We start from the raw sequence: 25762 nt of genomic DNA on the forward strand, positions 1-25762 counted from the left end.
GAAACCATAGCATTGTGGCCCCACCTGATCCCATCCCGAACTCAGAAGTGAAACGCAATCGCGCCGATGGTAGTGTGGGGTCTCCCCATGTGAGAGTAGGTCATTTCCAGGCGCCTATTTATTCTCGAAAGAGAAGCGATAAATCCCTAGTACTTTGTACTAGGGATTTTTTCGTTTAAGCCTGGGAAAATGACGGAACGAACATGGGAAAAGAAAATAGCGCATGCGAAGCATGCTTCCCTTCATGTGATAGGTAGAGATTTGCTCCTGCAATCTCGACACTTCCGCCATCCTTGGCGGTCGTAGGGTGAAGCCCTTGCGCTTATCAAGCGGAGCTCGATGCATGGGTTGAGCGCGGAGAGCTTCGATAACTGCTCCTGCGTTATTCTAATTACCGCCATCCATGGCGGCATGCTCGAAGCTAGACCATTGGAAGGCGCCTTCGCTGTAGGCTACAAAATCACTACTTCCGAGAACAATTTCCGCTAAGCAGCCTCCCCAGTTCAGCGACTTCGTCACTTCTCGCTACAAAGCAGCTGAATGCTGCGCATCCAATACACTACTTTTTCGCCCACATGTGTCCCCTTCGGGGATAATAAAGAGTAGGGCGAATATTGCGATAGCGATGTGCTTATGAGCGCGAAGCTTTAGCGTAGCTGGCCATGACAGGCGCCTATTTAGTATTTAAGCAGCGGGCTTTTTTACGTCTGCAATTTGTCAATGACTCTAATCACTTCTACGATCTTGCATCGGCTAGTGCTGTGTGGATGTTTATTGCTCCAAGACTCTATAAGATTTGCCAGATATCCGGGGAGATCCGTGAGTGATGCTAACTGCTTGTGGGCGATGATCCATTTAGGATCGTATTGTTGTTCGATTGAAGGTATGGCTATTGTATGCATGTTGGCCGCTCTTGCTGCGATAAGGCCATTAAATGAGTCTTCGATTGCTACACATTCTGATGGTGCTATATTTAAGGCGTCAGCGCAATTAAGGTAGACCTCAGGGTGAGGTTTACCAAAGGCCAAGTGTTCTGCCGAATGAATAGAGTCAAAAAAGTGCATTATATTGAGTTTGTTTAAAACGGTTTCGATGATGGCATGAGATGAAGAGGTTGCTAAACCAATTTTTAAACCACTCTTCTGGCAAAAAACCAATGCATCCATAACACCATTCATCGGCCTGCCGCTGTTTAAAATCTGATTTATAACCCTATCTATAATTAGCGTTGATGTTTGAGCGTTATCATAATCATTCCATGGAAAACGTTGATACCAATATTTGACTACTTGATCAATTCTAAGGCCAGTAGTTTGTAAGATTTGGTCATAACTAAGTTGTAGACCGAGGCTTTTAAAGACTTCATGCTCAGCATTTTGCCACAGAGGTTCTGAATCAATCAAAACGCCATCCATGTCGAAAATTACAGCTTTGAGCGATGGTAATGTCATAGTGTTCCAGTATGTTCGATATAATTAAGGTGAATAGTACTGCGTTATTGTGGCTATTATAATCAATGTAGTGAGATAAATAGTGTATGTATGAGAGAATATTTACCCGTTATTTAGCGTAATTTACTTAAGTGAATTACGATGTAACTATCTGTTGGCAATAGTATTAACAATATTTCTAAACTATTGTCTAATTACATTGATGGATGTAATGGAATAAATTACAGTGCAGCGTGAGTTATGCTGATGATCCATCTCTTGTTTGTGAACCATAAGAGTGTGATCTGATTCAAACTTTTCTAAAGCTGTAGTATAATACGACCAGAAATAAGGGTCGAGCCTGCTTAACTGTGAGCTTTATTAATGAAGCAGTGCAGTTTCGTTGTAAGAACGCCAAACAAAGAGGAATGTTGCCGTGCTAGAAGCATATCGTAAACACGTCGAAGAGCGTGCTTCAGAGGGCGTAGTCCCTAAGCCACTAGATGCCCAGCAAGTGGCAGAGTTAGTTGAGCTAGTTAAAACCCCGCCAGTAGGTGAAGAGGCGCTTATCCTCGATCTACTTGAGAACAGAATTCCACCAGGAGTAGATGAGGCTGCTTATGTAAAAGCAGGCTTCTTGGATGCAGTTGCTAAAGGCGAAGTAACATCATCGATTTTATCATCAGCACGCGCTGTTGAGCTGTTAGGTACTATGCAAGGCGGTTATAACATTGACCCTTTGATTGCACAGTTAGATGATGATGCTCAAGCGCCATTAGCGGTTGTCGCTTTATCAAAAACCTTGCTGATGTTTGACTCTTTCCATGATGTTGTTGAAAAGATGCAGGCTGGTAATGCTTATGCCAAGCAAGTTGTCGAATCTTGGTCTAATGCCGATTGGTTCCTGAATCGTCCAAAACTTGAAGATAAAATCTCCCTAACCGTATTTAAAGTCACTGGTGAAACTAACACTGATGATTTGTCACCTGCGCCTGATGCTTGGTCTCGTCCAGATATCCCATTGCATGCTTTAGCAATGCTAAAAAATGCTCGAGAAGGTATTGTTCCCGATGAAGCTGGTGTTGTTGGTCCAATTAAAGAGATCGAACAACTTAAGACTAAGGGCTTCCCGTTAGTTTATGTTGGCGATGTTGTGGGTACTGGTTCTTCTCGTAAGTCAGCAACTAACTCTGTGTTGTGGTTCATGGGTGATGATATTCCTAATGTTCCTAATAAGCGCGGTGGCGGTTTTTGTCTAGGTGGTAAAATCGCGCCAATTTTCTTCAATACAATGGAAGATGCTGGTGCACTGCCAATTGAATTAGATGTTAGCAAGATGAATATGGGGGATGTCATTGATATCTATCCATATCAGGGTCTTGTTAAGCGTCATGATAGCGACGAAGTTATCTCTGAGTTTGAACTTAAAACTGCCGTTCTGATGGATGAGGTTCGCGCCGGTGGCCGTATCCCACTGATCATTGGTCGTGGATTAACAGCCCGTGCTCGTGAAGTGTTAAAGCTTGAAGCGTCTACTGTATTTGTATTGCCGCAGGATGTGGCTGATACCGGTAAAGGTTATACGCTTGCACAGAAGATGGTTGGTAAAGCATGTGGTGTGACAGGGATTCGTCCTGGACAATACTGTGAGCCTAAAATGGCTTCTGTTGGCTCACAAGACACAACAGGTCCTATGACGCGTGATGAGCTTAAAGATCTTGCTTGTCTCGGTTTTAGCGCTGATCTGACAATGCAATCTTTCTGTCATACAGCTGCATATCCTAAGCCTGTTGATGTAAACACTCACCATACTCTTCCTGATTTCATTATGAATCGTGGTGGTATTTCATTACGTCCAGGTGATGGTGTTATCCACTCTTGGTTAAACCGTATGTTGCTTCCTGATACCGTCGGTACAGGTGGCGATTCTCATACTCGTTTCCCAATTGGCATCTCTTTCCCTGCAGGTTCTGGTTTGGTGGCATTCGCTGCAGCAACAGGCGTTATGCCTCTGGATATGCCTGAATCAGTTCTAGTGCGCTTTAAAGGTGAAATGCAGCCTGGTATCACATTACGTGATCTTGTTCATGCTATCCCACTTAAAGCTATCGATATGGGTCTGTTGACTGTAGAGAAGAAAGGTAAAGTTAACTTCTTCTCAGGACGCGTACTTGAAATCGAAGGTTTGGAAAGTTTGAAAGTAGAGCAGGCATTTGAGCTTTCTGATGCTTCTGCTGAGCGAAGTGCTGCTGGTTGTAGTATCAAGCTTGATAAAGAGCCTATCATTGAATATCTAAACTCAAACATTGTGATGTTGAAGTGGATGATTGCAGAAGGTTATGGTGATCGTCGTACGATTGAACGTCGTATCATCGCAATGCAAGAGTGGTTAGCTAATCCTGAACTCATGAAAGCTGATGCTGATGCTGAATATGCTGCAGTTATCGAAATTGATTTGAATGACATTAAAGAGCCTATTCTTTGTGCACCAAATGATCCCGATGATGCAGTACTGCTTTCAGCTGTTCAAGACACCAAGATTGATGAAGTGTTTGTCGGTTCTTGTATGACCAACATTGGTCATTTCCGTGCAACCGGTAAGATGCTTGATAAGTTTGCTACATCACTGCCAACACGTCTGTGGATAGCGCCTCCTACAAAGATGGATCGCGATCAACTCACTGAAGAGGGCTATTACGCTATCTTTGGTCGTGTTGGTGCTCGTATTGAGATCCCTGGTTGTTCTCTATGTATGGGTAACCAAGCACGTGTTGCCGAAGGTGCGACAGTCGTTTCTACCTCGACTCGTAACTTCCCTAACCGTCTAGGTACAGGTGCAAACGTTTATCTCGCATCTGCTGAGCTAGCGGCTGTTGCAGCATTGTTAGGTCGTCTACCTTCAGTTGAAGAGTACCAGACTTATGCGAAAGAGTTAGATGCAACAGCAGCTGACACATATCGTTATCTGAACTTTGATAAGATCGCATCTTATACTGAAAAAGCGGGCGAAGTTATTTTCCAGTCGGCAGTTTAATCCCTAATCTCTAGGTGATATAAACGTAAAAAGGCCAGCTTGTTAGCTGGCCTTTTTTATATTTTTTTTTGAAGATAATGAGTGTTAAATGGATAGTTTACATATAGGGAGAATCATAAAAAAATTTTAAACAACCTAATTAAGTACTTACAGTAACTTTTTAACTAGGAGTGTTTTGTGTGTAACACTTCCAATAGCTTATCTTCTAGCTCGAAACGAGTTTCCATTGCATGACCTAAAGATGACAGGTCTTTGTCGAGCTGAAATAACACATTATCATCCACTAATGCTGTGTACTTATCATTGAAATCTAGAGCAGAATCTGTTGTCTCGCTGATACGAGGAACAAGATTTTGGGCCAAGGTTTTACTCGATGAACCATGTTGTTCACAGGCGGTGACCACTTGGTCATAAACTTCAAAATGCCCTTCAGAAACATAATCCATTAATAGATCGCAAAACTCTTTGATTAAGGTTACAGGCGGGAGAGATTTTTCGGTTGAATCATAAGGAGGTATACCTGCAATCTTGCAGTAATTAACCAGCAGTTTACGACGATTGTTCAGCCACTGATCGATTAGGCTGTTTGCACCACCCCATCTTTGTTCGGCTTTTTCCAGTTGTTTTAACATGATAGTTCTCGATTCTGAGTTCTTCCCTGACTTCTAATGTAGGTGACAATGAGGGTATTAATCAACCATTATTCGACGATTTGATAAGATTAAGTCAATTAGGGCTTTAGGCTGGTTTTTATATTTGTATATGGGGAGAGGTTTAAGATTTTTTTTCTAAAAATAAAATGCCCAGCGATGAAAGATTATCGCTGGGCGAGTATTGGTTTTGCAGGCTCGATAGGACGAGCTTCTTGATTGTTCTTGCTAGCGCAGACTTTTTATACCAAAGGCTTGGGATGTGTGCAACTTTTTTTTGTCATATTGGGAACATTAACACTTATTAATTATCAGGCTATTTCATTTGCTTGTTTTTTGCTCAGCTAGGTTAAGCATGTTCATCTTGATTATTTTTTGTATGTAGTGGTGTTTGTCACATAAATGATCTGAGGGAGGATATTTTACTCTCGTAAATGCTAAACTACGCGCAGCGGAAATCAATAAGTCTAGGAATAGAGCCAAATGGCAGAATTAAAAAATGATCGTTATTTACGCGCCTTACTAAAACAACCTGTTGACAGAACTCCTGTCTGGATGATGCGTCAAGCTGGCCGTTACCTCCCAGAATACAAAGCTACCCGCGCAGAAGCCGGTGACTTTATGTCTTTGTGTAAGAATCAGGACTTAGCATGTGAAGTAACGCTTCAGCCGCTTCGTCGATATGATCTTGATGCTGCTATCCTTTTCTCTGATATTTTGACAATACCAGATGCAATGGGCCTAGGCTTATACTTTGAAACTGGTGAAGGTCCTCGTTTCGAGCGCCCAACAGACACTATCGATGCAATCAAGAAGCTTTCAATTCCAGATCCTGAAGATGAGCTTGGTTATGTAATGCGTGCTGTTAGCACTATTCGCCGTGAACTTAAAGGTGAAGTGCCACTGATCGGTTTCTCAGGTTCGCCTTGGACATTGGCCACTTACATGGTTGAAGGTGGTTCAAGCAAGACATTCGAGAAAATTAAGAAGATGGCATACGAAGAGCCTAAGGCTCTGCATATGCTACTTGATAAGCTAGCTGATTCTGTGATTTTGTACTTGAATGCACAAGTTGCCAATGGCGCACAGTCTCTGATGATTTTCGATTCGTGGGGAGGAGCTCTTTCTCACCACGCTTACCGTGAATTCTCACTGCGTTATATGCAAAAGATTGTCGATGGCCTGACTCGCTTTGCTGATGGACGTCAAGTACCTGTGACTTTATTCACTAAAGGTGGCGGTCTATGGTTAGAAGCTATGGCTGAAACTGGCTGTGATGCACTAGGTTTAGATTGGACGGTTGATATCGGTGATGCACGTCGTCGTGTGGGTCATAAAGTTGCTTTACAGGGTAACATGGACCCTTCAGTGCTTTATGCATCTCCAGAGCGTATTCATCAAGAGGTAGGTCAAATTCTATCTAGCTATGGTGAAGGTACTGGACATGTATTCAACTTAGGTCATGGTATCCATCAACATGTTGATCCTGAGCATGCTGGTGCATTTATCAATTCAGTACATGAGTTGTCTGGTCAATATCATAAGTAACCCAGTTACTATGAATAGAGCCCATCCATAGTGATGGGCTTTTTTATGTTTAATTGTGGCGATAATTAGCAAAAATTAATCTATTTAGATTTACTTTATCTGTTGCAACTCAATATGAAATTGACTGCCCTCTCCGGGAACACTTTCAATATCGATATTACATTTCAATAATCCCAATAACTGTCTGACGATTGCCAAGCCGACACCCAGTTGAGGCAATACATCGGTGCGATTAAATTTAGGTTTCGATTTTAGTTGTTTGAGCGCCTGCAGTTCATGCTTATGCATCCCCGAACCGTTATCTGATACACATAGCCAAATGGGCTTATCATTGATGTAAAGCAGATCTTCTGACTCGTGAGCCAAAGGTTTTATGGTAATACGGCCACCGGCGGGTGTATAACGAATGGCGTTATCGATGAGATTGCTGAGGACACGCATCAGAATTTGTGGATCCGTTAGCACAAATAGATTTGAGCTAAGATCGAAATCAAGTTCCACATTTTGCTTTTTAGCTCTTGGTGCAAAGATAAGCACCAACTCTTGCATGAGTGGTGTTAGCGCTACTCGTTTAAATTCAGGTGTTATCTGACCATTTTCCAATGCGGCCAACTCCAGCATTTGGCTTAAAAGTTGCTGAATATGTCTTCCAGAGTTTGCTGCGATCTCAATTAAATCACTATTCCGTTCGTTTACCGGCATTAATAACCAAGTATCTATGTAGCCTAGAAGTGAGGTGAGAGGCGTTTTCAAATCATGTGATAGGTGTAACATGAAGTCATGCCGGACTTGTTGCTGACGATTAATAGCCTGATGTTGTTGGCTAATTCTTTCTAAGAGTTGGTTGATATGTAAACTGAGTTGCTGGATCTCGCTGCTTCCTCTGTACTCATCGGGCAGTGATAGTCCCTCATTGAGTTTATGACTGCCAAGCACTCCGAGGTCATGCTCTAATCGTGATAATGGAGAAGTTAAATATTTAGCGAGAAGTGCAAATAACGCTAACGCAAAAACAATTGAAGCTAAGACAACACCAATCCAGAATCTTGGTGCTTGATGCTCGCTCACCAAAGATTGCCACATATCGAACTCTTCACCGCCAATGATCACGTATAAATAGCCGGTCTTTTTTCCATCTGCATTTTGTAAATATGCTGCTGAAAATATCTTTTTACTATTATGAGATCTTGGATCTATGCCTTTAATGGGTAGCTCTGCCCCGTTAATAAAGTCCCTTAATGCTGGTGTTTCCACTCTTAAGCGTTTTATTTTTTCGGCTTTTGCATCATAAGCAACCACGTTACCTAAGGTATCTAATGTGTATATCTCAAAACTTGGCCCAAGTAACATAAAATCATGAAAAGCTTCTTTTAATGCCGCATTAGAGGTGATGCCTTGGGATAGCAGTGGGTTGATATGAGACATATGAAGGGCAAGATCTTGATGAAGAGATTGCTGAAGTTGGTCTCGGCTAAAATCTTGGTTAAATTGAAACCATTGCCATAACGCGAGGATTAGGATGAAGACGATTAAACTGGCTGACAGTAATAATCGACTAAACAGGCTATTCATTAGTGCGCTCGAGTTTCTGGAGGTGAAAATTTATAGCCCACTCCCCACACCGTTTTGACTAACTCAGCGGCTGGAGTGCAGTGAGATAATTTTGCGCGTAGGCGGTTAATATGACTATTAACGGTGTGCTCATACCCTGAGTAAGAGTAACCCCACACAGCTTCTAATAACTGCAGTCGACTAAAGACTTGTTTAGGGTGTTTAGCCATAAAGAGTAGTAGGTCAAACTCCCTGGCAGTTAATGAAAGGAGGGTATCAAAGGCGATAACTTCTCGGGTATCACAGTTGATTGTGATGCCATTAAAATCAAGTTGCTGCTCTTCCTGTTCAGTTTGATGTCCTCGCCTTAACAAGGCTTTGACTCTCGCTCTGAGCTCTAGCACGCTAAAAGGCTTTGTCAGATAGTCATCGGCACCAGATTCTAACCCTAGGACAATATCTGCTTCTGAATCCTTCGCAGTTAGCATCATGCAAGGGATCTCTTTTCCTGCTTGGCGAAGCTGCTGACATAACATAATTCCATCTCCGTCGGGGAGTGATCGGTCTATTAGAATAAGGTCAAAACTCTTGAGATCTAAATGTTGATTTGCTTGTTTTATGGTTGCACATTGAATGACATCAAAATTGAGAGTGTTGAGATTAAGTTTAACTAAATTAGCGAGATCTGGTTCATCTTCAACCAGTAAAATCTTATGACTGTAGTGATTCTTCGCTGTACGTGTTCCATTCATCTTGAGTGTCTCGAAGCGGATCAGTAAACAATAGACCCGCTTCGAGTGTTTTTTATTTCACCAATAGATAAACTACTATTGAGTTCGTTCTATCTTGATAGTTAGCACTGGGTTATCGAAACGATGAGAGGCTGATAGTACAGAATCCGTAAGACCGTCATCTTGGCTTATTACACCTGGATGAGCGTGAACTCTATCGACATCATCACGCAGTGCATTAAAGCCTTCACCGCCATCAGCAGGGCCAGGAAGGCTACCTTTAGCTTCTGAGTTCGCTTCGGTACCAGCATCATAAGCAATTGACCTAAAACTCATCATTTGATTCACTGTTAACGCATCTAACGAAAAGTCATTGAGACCAGCAAAAGCATCATTGGTGTTGACTAGCATTGTGAGTATCGACACTGAGTCGACATCATCAGGCGCCAAACTCAGTTCAATACTTTCAGACATACCAGGCATTAAGATCCCTTGTCCAACGGTGACGCTACCGACATCATCCATTGATGAGAACATTGAACCATCTCCAGATTCTGCCAAGGTTTCTAACGCTAAACTTGCCGGAGCACCGACCTGCCAAGCAGAAATGTCATCATGAGCCACAAGGGTAATGGGTGACATCGGTTGATTTGCCGTTAAGTTTGTCACGGTCACTGTGTAAACTTGGTTTACGACAGGTGGCGTGGGAGGCACTACCTCAGGTTTATTATCATTATCAGAACAGGCCGTTAGGAGTAAGCTTGCTGTGATCGCTGATGCGAGGACTAGTTTATTTCGGGCTAATGTTTTGAATGTATTCATCTTGATGCCCCTATTTAACTTCGACAACGACTCTGGCTACTGGGTTGAGCCATCTATGAATACGGCTATCGAGATCACTGTTTCCACCTGCGTTATCAGTGTCGCCTAATACGCCTGGGTGGATGTGTACCTTATCGTTACCGCTAGTGTCACTCACGCCAGTGCCATTAGCACCACCATCCATACCAGGCGCCGCAGGTATGCCTGGGCTACCCGGCATACCACCACCATTGATGATTTCATCATTGGCTTCAGTTCCGGCATCATAGGCATTCACATTGATGGTATAGGTGCCTGGTGTTGTAGGGATCTCCCAAGCATCAAGTCCAATGAAAGCATCATTTGTTGGTAACACCATCGCGACAATAGATAAGTGTGTCATGGTTTGAGTGTCTAGCATGATGCTATCAACCTTTTTTCCTGCCGCTAGAAGTCCTTCTGCAGGATTACCAACGACGAGCTCATTATTCCCCGTTGCTGCAGACATAAGGTCTGCAATGTTGCCGCCTTCTGCCATTTTTTGTAATGCGGGAGTAGCCATCTCTCCGGCTTGAAATTGGTGACTCATGTTGTCATGAGCAGTGATAAGAATTGGAGTAAAGTGGTTACCGTGAGTTAGGTTCGTGATGCTAATTTCAAGTTCAGCTGCCATTGTTGGTGCGATCATCAAGCCATTTAGTACTAAAATCATGCTTACTTTGTTCAGGTTCATTATCTCTCTCCATATTTATGTATAGCTTAAGTATGGAGAGGCGAGATCACTAGGGTATCTCGTATTCATCACAAGTTTCGATTAAAAGTATCACAAAAGTTTCACAAGGCATGTAGGGTGGGATATTGAAGTATAAGTAGAGCCGATGTTAATTCTTATAGATGGTTTTGTGTGCTAAATAAACGTTAGCTTGCACACTATTGACTACTTTAGCAACGAGTAAACTTAAACGAGTATTATCCCACTTCCAAATGCGTTACTTTGCACGGCGAAGTTATAGTTCTAGCTGGTTTTGTTTTGAACTGATGTTGATTTTAATGAATAGTCGCTGCGAGATAAAATGCATATAGGCAAAAAATTAATCGTTTTTGTTGTTGGTTGCTGCCTTCCGGCGGTCTTTGCCGTTTCCTATTGTTTAAGTATGTGGTTTGAGCATCGAGTCGATAACTTAAGAAAGGATACAGTTAACGCTGAATTAATGACGATCACTGCACAACTGAACAGTGATATTAAACAATTAATGCTTTTGGCTGATGTTTATGCTGTGCCGATAGCAGATCTTAGTCCAACTTCCAGACTGGCTTTCGATGAGGCATGGCGTAACAGTGCCCTTTCAGAAAATTTTAGTTTGTTTTACCTCAATCAGGGGAAGTTAGAGCCCTTTTCCTCGTTATATAAGGATGTACTCTCCTTCGAACTTGATAAGCTACCTAAGGCGTTATTGACCAGTTCTGAAGCTAGAAGCGGGTTATATATTGAAGGTGAGAGTGGCTTTATTGTTAGCCTAGTGCCGGTCACAGAGCAAAAGTCAGTACTCATTGTGAGAGAGCTGACAGAGAATGTATTGTCAGGTTATGGGCTAAATGGCTTTATTCAGAAAATCCATTTCACATCGGGGCCAGCAGATGAGCATTACATCATCGACGGAACGACTTATATCGTCGATCTTGATGTGACGAGTTTATTTCCTCAGCAGCAATCTCACCTTGAAGTTCATTTTTCCACAGAGATGTTTAATAAGGTATGGCATAAGTACGATTTGGTGCCATTCGCTATCGTTGGTTTAGGCATACTTATACTGATCATTGGCTATATCTGGCTCAAGCTAAGCCTCATTCGTCCCTTCCACTGTTTGATGGCACAATTGGCCGACATCGATCCTAATGCTCAAAGTTATAAGCCGATAGCCGGATCTGGCTGTTCAGAATTGGTGGTGATGGCAGATCAGGTTAATACCTTATTGGAACGTATTTTTCAGCAAAAAGAACGTACTAAAGTCACTTTAGAATCGATTGCTGAAGCGGTGATTTTAACGGATACCCTTGCTAAGGTGGTTTATCTGAATCCGCAAGCAGAGCGTATGTTGAATACAAAAAGCTGTGGTGCGGTAGGCACTTCGATAGATTCAGTACTTAAAGCTGATACGAGTATCAAGAGTGCACTCTTTAGCGTGATGGGGAGTCAAGGACTGCAAACAGTGTTGAATAAACATATGTTCAAGACTGAGAATGCTAGGGTTATGGAGCGGAGTATTAGTCACTTGCTTAATCATAAGCAAGAGGTGATTGGTTCGGTTATCGTACTCAGGGATATAACCGAAGAGGAGAAGTTAAAGCGACAACTTAGGCTGAGAGCTAATTTTGATCCCATTACCTCCTTGCTAAATCGCAGGGCATTCGAAGAAAAACTAGCGAGTTTTGGCCAGAATTCTCAGTCTCTTGCTATCTGTTATTTCGATCTTGAGCAATTTAAGTTGATCAATGATTCATGTGGCCACAGCGCTGGCGATAAAATGTTGGCGATGGTGGCTAAGGCGATTCAGTCTTGTCTTAATCAAGAGGATTTGTTGGCGAGATTAGGGGGAGATGAATTTGGTTTGGCGATTAGAGATCTAAGTGCCGTTGAGACTGTTCAAATTGTAAAACGTGTGATCTCCAGTGTGTCACTGCAAGTTTTGCATCACAACGGTTGCAACTACCGCGTTGGCATTAGTGCCGGAATAGCGATTGCGCGCGCCCCTTATATTGTGTCTAAAGAGTTAGTTAAAGATGCTGATATTGCGTGTTTAGCGGCAAAGCGTAAAGGCAGTAATCAAATTCACTTTTACGATGATAAAGATAAGGAGTCTCTTTACCAACGCAATGCCCCTATGTGGGCAGTTAGGATTAGCCAAGCCATTGAACATAACGAGTTACTACTCTACTACCAAGAGATTAAAGGAATGGGGGACGGAGTCAGTCGACAACGTATGGAGATCTTGCTGCGAGTACAAGAGCCGAATGGTCGCATTTTAGCGCCTGCGCAATTCATCGAAGCCGCTGAACGATTTAAGCTGATGAATGATGTCGACAAAGAGGTGATCCGTAAAGCATTCCTGTGGTTATCTCTTAATGAGGATATTTGGGACGACCACTGTATTTCGATCAACCTTTCTGGTAACAGTTTGGGGGCTGAAGGCATGGTTGAGTATATCGCAGAGCAAGTTCAGCGCTTCGAGATCCCGAGTCAGTGTATCTGTTTTGAAATTACTGAAACCAGTGCTATCCAGAATCGCAACCGTGCCTTAGATATGATCAACCACTTACGAAAGCTCGGATTTTCATTTGCACTAGATGATTTCGGTAGTGGTTTTGCTTCTTATGGTTATTTAAAAGAGTTGCCCGTTGATTATGTGAAGATAGATGGCTGTTTTGTGAAAAACCTAGCCACCAATGCCAAGGACTTTGCCATTGTAAAATCGATTCATGATGTTTGTGGAGTGATGGGGATAGAGACAGTTGCAGAATTTGTAGAAAATCAAGATATTATCGATAAGCTAGAGACGATTGGTATAAACTATGCGCAAGGATATGCGATAGGTCGACCTAAGCCATTAAATAGTTATATCAGCAGCAGGCCTCGTCAAATTGAGCCTGATAAACTACTATCTAAAGTTGAGCGTTTGAGTGCGTAGGCGTTATAAATTAAGTTATTAAATCGATGTAAATAGCTAATTCAAATGGATATTATTCAAGGAATGAATATGGATGGATTAACTGGTAAAGTTATTATTATCACTGGAGCCTCAGAAGGAATTGGCCGTGCACTGGCGCTCTATATGACACCTCTTGGGTGTAAGTTGGTGTTGAGCGTGAGAAATGAGTCTAGACTACTATCTCTGGCCGTAATAGGATGATGATCACTTCATTAAGAGGAAAACTAGGCTGTTTTGTAAAACTAATTGCGCCAGGTATTATCGATAAAATAGCCCGAAAAACGATAGCTTCAGGCTACTAATCTATTTATTGGGTATCGCCCAGTTATACTTTATTTAAATGCTGAACAATGGCCTGCTCTGCATCAGATTGGTTAGCTTTGTTCGATGTAGGCATAACTGCTGCTGTTGGAGTTAGCCCTGTTGCTTCCTCTGCTATATGTAACCAATCAGGGTGCCAGTAGAATGAAGACCCCGACATGGTGTCCCAGTTATGAACTCCAGCCGCTTCCCCTTGATAGATAAGATCACCAATTGAATATTTCATTATCACTCCTAATGCTTTAAATCATCGTAAGATACTGCGCTTCATTGGCATTAAATAGTGTGATGTGAGTCATGTTTTGTTTGTTGGAAACCACGAGTGCTGGTGTTTAGCATACGAGGCAATTTAGGCGGTATAAGTAACAAGTTTCAGGTATAAAAAAACCGGTTCAAAACCGGCTTTTAATTAAAGGGATAAATTAACTTTCCCGAGAAATGGCTCGATAGGCAATATCGGTACGAAAGTACACATCGTCCCAATGAATTTTATCTACCAATTGATAAGCGGATTGCTGAGCTTCTGTGACAGTATTGCCAAGTGCAGTTGCGCATAAAACACGACCACCGTTAGTAACTACACGGCCATCTATCATACTAGTTCCCGCATGAAACACTTTAGCGTCATTGTTGCCGAGATCTAGGCCAAGGATAACATCATGCTTGCGATAGGCTTCTGGATAACCACCTGCTGCGAGCACAACACCCACTGCTGCACGGCTATCGAATTCAGCTGTGACTTTATCTAACTCGCCACGAGTCGCTGCCAAGCATAACTCGACGATGTCTGACTGTAGACGCATCATAATAGGTTGAGTTTCAGGGTCACCGAAGCGGCAGTTATACTCTAGTACCTTAGCGCTACCATCTGGCGAAATCATTAAACCCGCGTATAGGAAACCGGTATAGACATTGCCTTCAGCTGCCATGCCATCAACGGTAGGACGAATAACATGATTGATTGTCCAGTCATGCACAGCCTGTGTAACCACTGGTGCTGGTGAGTAAGCACCCATACCACCTGTATTAGGGCCATTATCGCCATTATCACGCGCTTTATGATCTTGGCTGGTGGCCATCGCGAGAATGTTTTTACCGTCGACCATAACGATAAAGCTGGCTTCTTCACCTTTTAGAAACTCTTCGATAACGACGCGAGATCCCGCCTCACCAAATTTATTTCCAGACAACATGTCATCGATAGCTGCATCGGCTTGGAGTTGGTCTTCTGCGATGATGACACCTTTACCTGCCGCTAAACCATCAGCTTTAATCACAATAGGGAAGCCTGTGGTAGCAGTCACTTCAGTAACGTAAGCTTTAGCTGGAGCAATGTCAGTAAAATTTGAGTAGGCGGCAGTTGGAATATTATGACGAGCCAAGAAGTCTTTAGTGAAAGCTTTAGATGATTCTAATTGAGCTGCACCTTGGGTAGGACCAAAAATAGGTAAACCCGCAGCATTGAATGCATCCACAACTCCTAGTGCCAATGGTACTTCAGGCCCTACAATTGTGATCTCGATATTAGACTCGCGCGCAAAAGCAACGAGTGAGCTGATATCTTCTACATTAATAGCCACATTCTCTAACTTTGGCTCTAATGAAGTGCCAGCATTGCCTGGTGCTACAAAGACGGTTTCGACTTGTGCTGATTGCGCCGCTTTCCATGCCAAAGCATGTTCACGACCACCACCACCAATAATAAGTACGTTCATTTTTTTATCCTTTATCACTGCTTCATCGCTCCTTGAACAGCATCAAACATACTCATGTATTGGCATACACTGCGTGTGTTTTCTTTGTTCAATAAACGATGACTTTGCGCTAACCCATAAAAATTAATCTTATTAATGCGCGAATTAAGTCGTTTATAGCTTAAGTCGCGCAAATCGATTAATGACGGAAGTGACGCATTCCGGTAAACACCATTGCCATGCCGTGTTCATCCGCTGCGGCAATGATCTCTTCATCACGAATAGAACCACCTGGTTGGATAATACAACTGATACCAGCAGCTGCTGCTGCATCAATACCGTCACGGAATGGGAAGAAAGCATCTGAGGCCATCACAGAGTCTTGAACTTCAAGTCCTTCATCTGCTGCTTTAATACCTGCGACTTTCGCGCTGTATACACGGCTCATTTGGCCAGCACCGACACCAATCGTCATGCTGTTTTTAGCGTAAACAATGGCGTTAGATTTAACGAACTTAGCCACTTTCCAGCAGAACATAAGGTCTTTCATTTCAGCTTCAGTAGGCTGACGCTTAGAGACGACTTTTACATCCTCTAGAGTAACCATACCTTGGTCTCTGTCCTGAAGTAATAAACCACCGTTAACGCGCTTGTAATCTAGGCTGGTGGTTTTAGAACCCCATTCACCACACTCAAGTAGACGGACGTTAGCTTTGGCTGCGACGATGTCTCGAGCTGCTTGGCTGACTTTGGGTGCGATAATCACTTCAACGAACTGGCGCTCGACAATGGCGCTAGCCGTTGCTGCATCAAGTTCACGGTTGAAGGCGATGATGCCGCCAAACGCTGATGTTGGATCCGTTTGATATGCTCGGTTGTAAGCTTCGAGAAGATCTGCACCAATGGCAACACCACAAGGGTTCGCATGCTTAACAATCACGCAAGCTGGCTCGTTGAACTCTTTGACACACTCAAGAGCGGAATCGGTATCGGCGATGTTGTTGTAAGAGAGCGCTTTACCTTGAAGTTGAACTGCAGTTGCAACAGACGCTTCATCTAAGTTGATATCAACATAGAAAGCGGCCGTTTGATGGCTGTTTTCGCCATAACGCAGATCTTGCTTCTTGATTAACTGAGTATTGTAAGTGCGTGGGAATTTAGAGTCGTCATGACACTCATCACTACTATGGGCTGGAACCATAGTTCCGAAGTAGTTAGCGATCATGCCGTCATAGGCTGCAGTGTGTTCAAAAGCTGCAATAGCTAAATCGAAACGAGTCTCAAGTGTTGTGCTGCCTTCATTGGCATTCATTTCAGCAATAACGCGGTCGTAATCGTGCGCGTTAACGATGATAGTTGTATCTTTATGGTTTTTGGCAGTAGAACGAACCATTGTCGGGCCGCCAATATCGATATTTTCGATGGCGTCAGCAAGAGTACAACCCTCTTTAGCTACGGTTTCTGCAAATGGGTACAGATTGACTGCAACGAGATCAATAGGCTTAATATTGTGTTGTTCCATGACAAGCTCATCGATTCCACGACGCGCTAAAATACCGCCATGCACTTTAGGGTGTAAAGTTTTAACGCGACCATCCATAATTTCTGGGTGTCCGGTATGATCCGATACTTCAATGACAGGCACACCGTTATCAGCCAAAAGGCGGGCGGTGCCACCAGTAGACAGTAGTTCTACGCCTTGAGCGTGTAAAGACTTAGCAAACTCAAGTATTCCGGTTTTATCTGAAACGCTTAGCAGCGCACGACGAATGGGTCTGGCATTTTTCATTTTGGGTACAGTGTCCAGTAGTTATTTTAAGGATCTTTCGGAAAACAGAACTGCATTGTGATTCATCATGCCTAAAATCTGTTTTCCAAAAGTCCCTCAAGGTTAACTTTTAGCATACCCTCTCTGCCACGGCGCGCGTATTTTAACTTAAAACCTACCATTAGGCTTTTTTTCTATGTGATTTCACAATACGGATAAGCGAACAAAGACTAATGACTATTCAGTGTTAGTTTTTGGCGTTTATAGGGCCAGATCTGAGTTAAGAACGTTAAAATACAGTGCTAAATCACATTCTAACAACAAATAGAGGCTGCTAGGTTAAATTTATTGCATTATAACCCTTGACCTTGGATTTAACTCTAAGGTTTATACTGAGTCATACTCAAGATGGTTATGATCGTAGAACAAGGGGGATTCATGTATCGAATTGGCGAACTGGCAAAACAATGCGAAGTGAAAGCTGACACATTAAGGTTTTATGAAAAGCATGGCCTGTTGACGCCATCGTCACGTAGTGATTCAGGATACCGCCTCTATAATGACAACGATGTTGAGCGGTTACGATTTATATTAAGAGCTAAGGCCGTTGGTTTCACCTTAGCTGAGATCACTGAACTGCTTTCTATTGAGCTTGATAAATCTAATTGGGCCTGCGCTGATGTTAAAGGGCTTGTAGACAGTAAACTTGCTTATGTGAATGAGAGAATAACAGAATTAAATCATTTTCAAGTTTCGCTTCAGCGTCTGTCAGATGCTTGCTGTGGTGGCCCTGAGAGTGCAGAGCATTGCTCTATTTTGGAAGCGTTAGAGTCAAATACGGATAACATCAAATGTGAAAATCATGCTCACGACCATGATGCGTCCGAATATACAAAAAATTGTCAGAGTAAGGGGTAGTTTATGTTGTTAACGAATTTTATTGATCTGTTTTTAGATTCAGCCCCTTGGCTACTCCTAGGACTAGTGTTAGCTGGTATGTTGAAAATGTTTGTGCCTATGGCATGGATGCAGAAGCAACTCGGTGGTCATGGGTTTAAGACTGTGGTTAAAGCTGCTGTGTTAGGTGCACCTCTACCTTTATGTTCATGTGGTGTTATTCCAGCTGCGGTAGGCCTACGACGTGCTGGTGCATCGAAGGCTGCGACTACGTCATTTTTAGTGTCAACACCTGAAACTGGGGTCGATTCTGTCACGGTATCTTATGTGCTACTTGGTCCATTTATGGCTATCGTAAGGCCGATTGCCGCTGTGACGAGTGCGATTGTTGCGGGATTATTGGTTGGACGCGATGATCCAGATGATCCTATTTCAGCTAAAAGCCAGTCTGAAAAACCAGTGACAAAAGATGTGGTATCTGAATCATGTTGCAGTAAAAGTGAAATAGTTGAGCAGAAGGCTAAAAGTTCGTGTTGCAGCTCTAAGGCTGAATCAAATGTGAAGCCAACCGTGACGATGACCCCAATGGCTGCTAGTGAGAGCTTGATGGCTACTAGCGCTAAATTAACACCTTCACCAGTCGTTAAAGCAGATGCATGTTGTAGCAGTAAAAGTACGCCAGTTGAAAGTAAACCTTCATGCTGCAGTTCTACTCAGAGTGGATCGGGTAACACTAATGACGAAGAAAGTTGCTGTGAATCGACACAAGATATTGCGACAGAGTTAAAAGGCACCTCGGTGTTCAGTCGTATTGGCAAAGGGTTGCACTTCGCTGCTACTGATTTGGTGCGTGACACCACTGTTTGGCTATTGATTGGCTTGTTCTTTGCCGCTTTAGTACAGACCTATGTGCCAGGTGATTTCATGGCTAAATGGGGCGATGGCATACTCGCTATGTTAGTTATGGTGTTGGTTTCTGTTCCTATGTATATCTGTGCGACAGCATCGACTCCTATCGCAGCGGGTCTTTTGTTAGCAGGTGTATCACCTGGAGCTGTATTGGTGTTTATGCTGGCAGGTCCGGCAACCAATATTGCAACCTTAGGTGTAGTGACCAAAGAACTGGGCAAACGAGCGTTATTTGGTTATCTCGGTGGAGTACTTGGCGTGGCGCTGGTTTCAGGCATCTTGGTTAATTACTTGGTTGATACTTTTGGTTTCGAGGTCATGCCACAAATTGGTGAACAGCATAACTTACTACCAAGTGCCATTGTCTATAGCTCAGGCGTCGTGTTAGCGATATTGATGATTAAAGTACTGGTGGAAAAGTTGCCGAAGAATTGGTGGCGAAGAGATTGTTGCTCATAAATTAACTAATATACTAAGCCAGTGGGTTACACCTACTGGCTTTTTTGGTTCTAGTGCTACTGTGGCTGAAGCCGCACCTAATTAGCTAAAATTTTATCAAGAATGGGCTTATTGGCCTCTGGAAAATCATAATTGACTAAATCTGGTTTTGGCACCCAGCAGATCTGCTGATTCTCTAGCCCTGTCGCTTCGCCATCAAAATCAGAGACGAGATGAATATCTAACAGAACTTGCTTATCAGGGTAATCGTGGCTGATCTCCATAAGCGGACTGCTTGAGATAACATCTAAGTTTACCTCTTCTTTTAGTTCTCGAATAAGCGCATCTGTCACCGTTTCACCTTGCTCAACCTTACCTCCGGGAAATTCCCATTTCCCCCCTTGATGAAGGTGGTCAAGACGTTTCGCAAGTAAGACCTCTTGTTTGCTGTTCATGATAACGGCTACTGCAACATGCACTCTTTTTATCGCTAATTCAGGCATGGATTAATTCTCTTTGAAAAAACCGGTTTCGTCATAGCCTAGGCTGTCTAAGTCATCAATATTGAATTCTGACTTAACGGGGATAGCATGTTTTTCAGAAGCCCAATCACCAAGATCGATCAGTTTGCAGCGATCACTACAAAAGGGTTTGAATTTAGATTCGGCGCTCCAGATCACTTCTGTCTGGCAGGTAGGGCATTTTACACTTGTAGGCATGGGAGAGCTCAACTACTGAGTTTAATGACGTAGAGTCACTAAAAATTTGATGATGGGTTAATCATACTGATTTTAAGTACAGGTAGCCAATTGGAATTCTATCGTTTGATCTGAGTGCTTTTGCTCGTCAAATTGAACGAAGTGAATAGCGTAGCGATTCTTGTGTCCACTGATTGTGGGGTAGCAACCTTGTTGAGAGTCAATTTTAACTCTAACCATAGAGAGTGCTTGATTACTATTGCCTTGGAAAAAACCGACTTTTGCGACAGTTTCACAATATTGCGTTGTTTGTCTGGTGAGTTCGAGTAATAAATTAATGGGATTTAATAGAGCGGTAAAATTATCGACCCATTGTAAGTATTCTTGCTGACGTACATCCCAAGGTTTGGCTAACCAATAATGAAGCTGGGGAAGATCGAAGTTACAACATGCACCTGGCATATTAAATCTTTGCCTTAATGCTGCGATGAAACGATCTTGTTTAAGCTTAGCGCCTGGTCGGTCACAAGCTTGAAGAGATTCTTTAGCCGTTATTAGGCGATTTAAATAAGCTTCAACTTGAATGGTGTCAATATGTGGGAGAGATTGCCAGTTAGACAGGGTTGTTATTTTTTTATCAAGATCGTTTAGGACTTCACCTCTATAATCACAGCGCTCAGTCAGCTCACACAGAGAAAAAAGAGGGTAAAAACATCTATGCTGATGATCTTGTTCCACATTCGTCTGTAGCTGTTGTGATAAATACTCTAAACGTAGAAAACTTCTGGTTTTCTCGTTTAGAGGCTGTTCATAAGTCAATTTTGTCATGGCATCGATTAAGCGTTATTGGACAATTTTAAATAGTTATTATGGAGTGCAATTATTTTGCTTCTCAGTGCCGATATCTCTCCATGATTGTCGATGACATCATCAGCTTTTGACAGTTTATCTTCTCTTGAGGCTTGGCTGTCAATGATGCTCTGAACCTGCTCTGCAGATACAGAATCCCTTATAATGGTTCTATTTCGTTGTTGCTTTGGTGAAATATCAACCAAAAGTGTTCGGTTAACTAACCTATCTAATCCATTCTCAAATAGCAAGGGAGCAATTAAAATGCTGTATGGAGATTGGGTTCTGTCGAGTTGATTTAACATCTCGGTGCGTATCATTGGATGCAGTAAAGCATTTAACCACTCTCGATCAACATCCTTTGAAAAAATCAGTTCTCTTAACTTGGCTCTGTTTAAACTCGCATCTGGGTTTAAAATGTCATTTCCGAAGCGTGCTACTATCTGTGCTAAGCCCTTTGTGCCTGTTGATACAACCTCACGGGCAACGATATCTGCGTCAACAAGCTCAATGCCTAATTCAGCGAATATATTGGCAACGGTTGTTTTTCCGCTACCAATTCCCCCCGTTAATCCTATTACTAGACTTGCCATATTCTGGACACCTGCAGTGGTATTGTTTTAAAGGGTTGAGAGGTACCAAGCATTGATGCTCGAGCCCCATATCATGGCTATCCAACCCGCTATAGCAATATAAGGTCCGAACGGAATAGGATTTGAGGAGTTCATTTTTTTAGTCAACATTAACCCTATACCAATAACTGCCCCGACCAATGAAGAGAGTAAAATGATGATGGGGAGTACCTGCCACCCAAGCCAGGCACCAAACACGGCTAAGAGCTTAAAGTCCCCATAGCCCATACCTTCCTTGCCCGTTAACAATTTAAAAGCCCAGAATACACTCCAGAGACTTAAGTAGCCTGCTGCTGCGCCAATGATGGCATCAGTTGGACTACTAAAGGTACTATTTAGGTTGATGATCAATCCCAACCAAAGCAAGGGGAGGGTTATTTGATCGGGAAGTAGCATCTCATCGAGATCAATACCTGTCAGAATGATCAAGCCAAATGTCAAAATGGTAGCAAGTGCAAATTCAATCGTGGGACCAAAGTGGATAGCAAGAAAAGCAATTGCTAGCCCTGAGAATAGTTCAACAACAGGGTATCGTATCGATATTTGGGTTTTACATTTAGCACATTTTCCTTTGAGCATTAGCCACCCAAGAATTGGAATATTATGCCAAGGTTTAATATGAGTACCGCATTTAGGGCAAGAAGAGTTTGGAATGATTAAATTGTATTTTTCAGGGTAATCATCAATGGGTTTATCTAACTTCTTAGCGATGGGGGAAATCAGCTTTTCATGATACTCATTTAAATACTGATTACATTCTTGTTGCCACTCTCGCTTCATTATGACAGGTAAGCGGTGGATCACTACATTAAGGAAGCTGCCAATAACGCTTGCAAATACAAAAGCGATAATAGCAAAGAGCCATAGGTTATGGCTCATCGTTGAGATAAATTCTGACATGATTTCCAAGTTTTCTTTGAAATTGTTAACCGTCATTCTAACTGACGAACTTACTCATATGGAAGTTATCTGCTAGATACTGAGCTTTTGGTATTGGATTATTGATACGTTAGTTGATAATTTTGCCCATTTGGAAGATGGGTAAATACATAGCAACAATTAGTCCACCAACTAAAGTGCCGATCACCACCATCATGATTGGTTCAATGAGACTAGATAAACCATCGACGGCATCATCAACTTGCATTTCGTAAATATTGGCGACTTTATTAAGCATATTATCTAGAGAACCAGATTCCTCGCCGATCATGACCATCTGAATTAGCATGTCAGGGAAAAGCCCTGTGGTACGCATGGCGACATTCATCTGCATACCAGCCATTACCTCGGAACGTACTTTAATCAAGGCGTTACGGTAAACCGCATTGCCAGAAGCCCCTGCTGCGGATTCTAAACCATCAATTAGAGGAACACCCGCAGCGAAAGTGGTTGCAAGTGTGCGAGCAAAACGAGCCATGGCAGCCTTGTGAAGAATAGGACCAATGGCTGGTATTTTTAGGATAAGAGTATCGACCTTATCCCTAAAAATTTGAGAGTGAAGGTGGGCTCGCTTAAATAAAAAAGCAGCCACAATTATCGCGATAGCAAAAATATACCAGGAGGCCTGCAACGCCTCTGATATACCGATGACAAACTGGGTGAATGCAGGGAGCTCGGCACCAAAACCGGCAAAGATTTCCTGAAATTGTGGCACGACAAAAAGCAACAAGAGCGTCGTTACACCTACGGCGACGACGACAACCGCAGCAGGGTAGAACATGGCTTTTTTTATTTTAGATTTTAGTGCTTCAGCTTTTTCTTTGTAGAGAGCCACCCGGTCAAATACGGCATCGAGAGAGCCTGAATGTTCACCAGCAGCAACCAAGTCGACATAGAGGTCATCAAAGTGCTGTCTGTGTGGTCGCAGGGCATCAGAAAGTGGGATGCCAGATTGCACTTCAGTAACGATCGTTCCCAGTAATTCGCGCATTTTTACTTTTTCATGACCGCGCCCCAGCATTTCGATGGTGGTGACCAGAGGTACTCCGGCCTGAAGCATGGTCGCTATTTGTCGGGTGAGCATCGCGATGTCCATCGCGGTTATTTTGGGATCGCCTAGCTTAAATAGTGAAGCAGCTTTCTTTTTGACTATTTTGGGATTAACGCCTTGAGATTTTAGTTGGCTTTTTATTTCTGTGATTGTTGAGCCACGCAGTTCACCTGAGGTTTTTTCCCCATTTCGGTTAAGGCCTTTCCACTCGAAAGTGTAAACTTTAGGTTGGGCTTTTGCGGCTGATTTTTTGCTTTTTGATTTTTTTGTCGCTGTCGCCGTGGCCATGGTATGTTCCTTTGCTATTCAATATTTACAGGAAGCTAGATTTGAATTATTTTTTAAAAGCTGGTGACGCGATTGACTTCAGTAATACTGGTTACGCCTTGAGTCACTTTTAACAAACCCGATCCTCGTAGGTCTCGCATTCCCTGTTCTTTGGCTTGAGTGGCGATTTGTAAAGAGTTCCCTCCCTCCATAATAGTCCTCGCTATCTCATCTGACATCTTCATCACCTCATAGATGCCGACTCGCCCTTTGTAACCAGCAGAGCATAAATCACATCCTATCGGTTTATACAGGGTCATGCCCTCATCAATTTGTGCCTGTTTAAAACCGAGACGTAATAACTCGTGCTCGGGAATCTCTTCCGGTTGTTTACACTCGGGGCACAGTCGGCGCGCCAAGCGCTGGGCAATAATCAAGTTGACTGAGCTGGCAATATTATAGCCAGGCACGCCCATGTTGATTAAGCGGGTGAGCGTTTCTGCTGCTGAATTAGTGTGCAAGGTTGACAGCACTAGGTGACCCGTTTGTGCCGCTTTAATGGCGATTTCGGCGGTTTCTAAATCACGAATTTCCCCCACCATCACCACATCAGGGTCTTGTCGTAAAAATGATCGCAGTGCTGCGGGGAAAGTCAGTCCCGCTTTAAGGTTGATGTGAACCTGGTTAACACCTTCTAAGTTTATCTCTACCGGATCTTCGGCGGTGGAGATATTGCGCTCTTCGGTATTAAGGATGTTAAGGCCTGTATAGAGGGATACGGTTTTCCCCGAGCCTGTAGGACCTGTGACTAAAATCATGCCTTGTGGTTTCGCCAGCATCTCTTCGTAGAGTTGTCGTTGATCATCTTCATAACCCAGTTTTTCAATCCCTAATTGTGCTGAAGATGAATCAAGAATACGCATCACTATCTTTTCTCCCCAAATGGTGGGGAGAGTACTGACACGAAAATCGATTGATTTAGTTCGTGATAGTTTCATCTTGATGCGACCATCTTGTGGTACACGCCGCTCGGCAATATCCAGTTTAGACATCACTTTTAAGCGGGCAGATATGCGGTTAGACAGATTGACAGGGGGCTCTGAAACTTCATGTAAGATACCATCGATACGAAAACGAATTCGATAGCGTTTCTCATAGGGTTCAAAATGCAGATCTGATGCGCCTTTGCGGATTGCATCAGTGAGAATCTTATTGATATAGATAACAATAGGGGCATCATCACTACTCTCACCTGCAGTATCTTCATTACTCTTGTCTTCGACTTCAATCCCCGCCAGCGCACCTTCATCTATGCCACTGATGTCTAAACCGGATATATCATCTTCGAGCACTTTTTCTAATGCTTTGGTGAGTTTATCATCTTCAACCAGTATTGCTTCGGCATGCAGGCCTGCACTGAATTGAAAATCTTCTAAGGCGGTAATATTCGTGGGGTCTGAAGTGCCAATATAGAGTCGATTACCGCGTTTAAAAAGTGGTAAACACTTATGTTTTTCAATTAGCTTTTTATTAAGAAACTCTTCGGGAATGCTGGCGATATCGAATTCATCGAGATCCAATAACGGTGTGCCGTATTCCTCATAACAGAGCTCAGCAATCTCTCGAGCTGATACGAGCTTTTCAGTGATAATTGTTGAAACTAGAGATTGTTTGGTTTGTCTAGATTTAGTTATAGCGGAAGCAATCTGCTCTTGTGTTAGCAAATTTTTTCGGATGAATAACGTCGATAAGCCTAGATGAAGGCCTGTTGTTGGCATTGAAATACCTTTAAAATCGTGTGGGCAATAACGAAATAGAAAGTCAAACCGTTACGTTACATTTGACTT

The 25762-nt window shown here is 42.8% G+C and carries 22 protein-coding genes, 1 rRNA gene and 1 pseudogene; 7 read left to right on the forward strand and 17 right to left on the reverse strand.

Going from position 1 to position 25762, the window contains the following annotated elements; genetic code table 11:
• Window positions 1-112: ribosomal RNA gene (rrf, locus tag FN961_RS22050) — 5S ribosomal RNA — on the forward strand; the annotation flags it as partial.
• A gap of 275 nt (window positions 113-387) precedes the next feature.
• On the opposite strand, the gene FN961_RS26220 is transcribed toward rrf, so the two are convergent.
• On the reverse strand, window positions 388-519 hold the full coding sequence (locus tag FN961_RS26220; RefSeq protein WP_280525072.1) for a hypothetical protein: 132 nt from the start codon (window positions 517-519) through the stop codon (window positions 388-390).
• Between the two features lie 182 nt (window positions 520-701).
• Window positions 702-1451 (reverse strand): hexitol phosphatase HxpB, encoded by a 750-nt coding sequence (hxpB, locus tag FN961_RS22055; RefSeq protein ID WP_144042325.1) that lies wholly within the window; start codon window positions 1449-1451, stop codon window positions 702-704.
• Window positions 1452-1866: 415 nt separating this feature from the next.
• Between hxpB and acnB the strand changes: the two genes are divergently transcribed.
• A complete protein-coding gene (acnB, locus tag FN961_RS22060) occupies window positions 1867-4464 on the forward strand; it encodes a bifunctional aconitate hydratase 2/2-methylisocitrate dehydratase (protein WP_144042326.1) in 2598 nt (865 codons plus the stop codon).
• A 164-nt stretch (window positions 4465-4628) separates the two neighbouring features.
• Here the strand turns inward: acnB and rsd are convergent, their stop codons facing one another.
• The gene (gene rsd, locus FN961_RS22065) at window positions 4629-5096 is read right to left on the reverse strand and encodes a sigma D regulator (protein ID WP_144042327.1); all 468 of its coding nucleotides are present in this window, start codon (window positions 5094-5096) and stop codon (window positions 4629-4631) included.
• A gap of 501 nt (window positions 5097-5597) precedes the next feature.
• Here rsd and hemE point away from each other — a divergent pair.
• Window positions 5598-6662: a uroporphyrinogen decarboxylase gene (gene hemE, locus FN961_RS22075; RefSeq protein ID WP_144042328.1), complete on the forward strand. Its 1065-nt coding sequence runs from the start codon at window positions 5598-5600 to the stop codon at window positions 6660-6662.
• A 90-nt stretch (window positions 6663-6752) separates the two neighbouring features.
• On the opposite strand, the gene FN961_RS22080 is transcribed toward hemE, so the two are convergent.
• The 4 genes from FN961_RS22080 to FN961_RS22095 all read right to left on the reverse strand — a co-directional run bounded on the left by FN961_RS22080 (window position 6753) and on the right by FN961_RS22095 (window position 10478).
• Window positions 6753-8234 (reverse strand): sensor histidine kinase, encoded by a 1482-nt coding sequence (locus FN961_RS22080; protein WP_144042329.1) that lies wholly within the window; start codon window positions 8232-8234, stop codon window positions 6753-6755.
• The gene (locus FN961_RS22085; protein WP_144042330.1) at window positions 8234-8965 is read right to left on the reverse strand and encodes a response regulator transcription factor; all 732 of its coding nucleotides are present in this window, start codon (window positions 8963-8965) and stop codon (window positions 8234-8236) included. The genes FN961_RS22080 and FN961_RS22085 overlap by 1 nt, the downstream gene beginning before the upstream one ends.
• A 75-nt stretch (window positions 8966-9040) precedes the next feature.
• Entirely contained in the window at window positions 9041-9766 is a 726-nt protein-coding gene (locus FN961_RS22090) for a spondin domain-containing protein (RefSeq protein ID WP_144042331.1), read from the reverse strand.
• A gap of 10 nt (window positions 9767-9776) precedes the next feature.
• Complete coding sequence (locus FN961_RS22095; RefSeq protein WP_144042332.1) at window positions 9777-10478, reverse strand: spondin domain-containing protein; 702 nt, start codon at window positions 10476-10478, stop codon at window positions 9777-9779.
• A 340-nt stretch (window positions 10479-10818) separates the two neighbouring features.
• Between FN961_RS22095 and FN961_RS22100 the strand changes: the two genes are divergently transcribed.
• Window positions 10819-13431 carry a putative bifunctional diguanylate cyclase/phosphodiesterase gene (locus FN961_RS22100; RefSeq protein WP_144042333.1) on the forward strand — a complete coding sequence of 871 codons (2613 nt, stop codon included), beginning with the start codon at window positions 10819-10821 and terminating at the stop codon, window positions 13429-13431.
• 69 nt (window positions 13432-13500) lie between these two features.
• Window positions 13501-13644: pseudogene (locus FN961_RS22105) on the forward strand (SDR family NAD(P)-dependent oxidoreductase); the annotation flags it as partial.
• Window positions 13645-13777: 133 nt separating this feature from the next.
• Here FN961_RS22105 and FN961_RS22110 read toward each other — a convergent pair.
• The 3 genes from FN961_RS22110 to purH all read right to left on the reverse strand — a co-directional run bounded on the left by FN961_RS22110 (window position 13778) and on the right by purH (window position 17256).
• Entirely contained in the window at window positions 13778-13999 is a 222-nt protein-coding gene (locus FN961_RS22110) for a hypothetical protein (RefSeq protein ID WP_144042334.1), read from the reverse strand.
• Window positions 14000-14195: 196 nt separating this feature from the next.
• Window positions 14196-15488 (reverse strand): phosphoribosylamine--glycine ligase, encoded by a 1293-nt coding sequence (purD, locus tag FN961_RS22115; protein WP_144042335.1) that lies wholly within the window; start codon window positions 15486-15488, stop codon window positions 14196-14198.
• Between the two features lie 178 nt (window positions 15489-15666).
• Window positions 15667-17256: a bifunctional phosphoribosylaminoimidazolecarboxamide formyltransferase/IMP cyclohydrolase gene (gene purH / locus FN961_RS22120; protein ID WP_144042336.1), complete on the reverse strand. Its 1590-nt coding sequence runs from the start codon at window positions 17254-17256 to the stop codon at window positions 15667-15669.
• Window positions 17257-17673: 417 nt separating this feature from the next.
• Between purH and zntR the strand changes: the two genes are divergently transcribed.
• Both zntR and FN961_RS22130 read left to right on the forward strand, forming a co-directional pair.
• Entirely contained in the window at window positions 17674-18153 is a 480-nt protein-coding gene (zntR, locus tag FN961_RS22125; RefSeq protein WP_144042355.1) for a Zn(2+)-responsive transcriptional regulator, read from the forward strand.
• A gap of 3 nt (window positions 18154-18156) precedes the next feature.
• The gene (locus FN961_RS22130; protein ID WP_144042337.1) at window positions 18157-19500 is read left to right on the forward strand and encodes an SO_0444 family Cu/Zn efflux transporter; all 1344 of its coding nucleotides are present in this window, start codon (window positions 18157-18159) and stop codon (window positions 19498-19500) included.
• A gap of 77 nt (window positions 19501-19577) precedes the next feature.
• Here FN961_RS22130 and mutT read toward each other — a convergent pair whose 3' ends face one another.
• From mutT to pilB, 7 genes are all read right to left on the reverse strand, one after another.
• Window positions 19578-19982: an 8-oxo-dGTP diphosphatase MutT gene (gene mutT / locus FN961_RS22135; protein WP_144042338.1), complete on the reverse strand. Its 405-nt coding sequence runs from the start codon at window positions 19980-19982 to the stop codon at window positions 19578-19580.
• Window positions 19983-19985: 3 nt separating this feature from the next.
• On the reverse strand, window positions 19986-20198 hold the full coding sequence (gene yacG, locus FN961_RS22140; RefSeq protein WP_144042339.1) for a DNA gyrase inhibitor YacG: 213 nt from the start codon (window positions 20196-20198) through the stop codon (window positions 19986-19988).
• Window positions 20199-20270: 72 nt separating this feature from the next.
• Window positions 20271-21005, reverse strand: coding sequence for a cell division protein ZapD (zapD, locus tag FN961_RS22145; RefSeq protein WP_144042340.1), 735 nt, complete (start codon window positions 21003-21005; stop codon window positions 20271-20273).
• An 8-nt stretch (window positions 21006-21013) separates the two neighbouring features.
• Window positions 21014-21619, reverse strand: a complete 606-nt coding sequence (coaE, locus tag FN961_RS22150) for a dephospho-CoA kinase (protein WP_144042341.1) — start codon at window positions 21617-21619, stop codon at window positions 21014-21016.
• 27 nt (window positions 21620-21646) lie between these two features.
• Window positions 21647-22558, reverse strand: coding sequence for a prepilin peptidase (locus FN961_RS22155; RefSeq protein WP_144042342.1), 912 nt, complete (start codon window positions 22556-22558; stop codon window positions 21647-21649).
• A gap of 109 nt (window positions 22559-22667) precedes the next feature.
• Complete coding sequence (locus tag FN961_RS22160; protein WP_144042343.1) at window positions 22668-23936, reverse strand: type II secretion system F family protein; 1269 nt, start codon at window positions 23934-23936, stop codon at window positions 22668-22670.
• A 53-nt stretch (window positions 23937-23989) separates the two neighbouring features.
• Entirely contained in the window at window positions 23990-25693 is a 1704-nt protein-coding gene (gene pilB, locus FN961_RS22165) for a type IV-A pilus assembly ATPase PilB (protein WP_144042344.1), read from the reverse strand.
• Between the last annotated feature and the right edge of the window lie 69 nt (window positions 25694-25762).

Source organism: Shewanella hanedai (genome assembly GCF_007197645.1).
GTDB classification, from domain to species: Bacteria; Pseudomonadota; Gammaproteobacteria; order Enterobacterales; family Shewanellaceae; genus Shewanella; species Shewanella hanedai.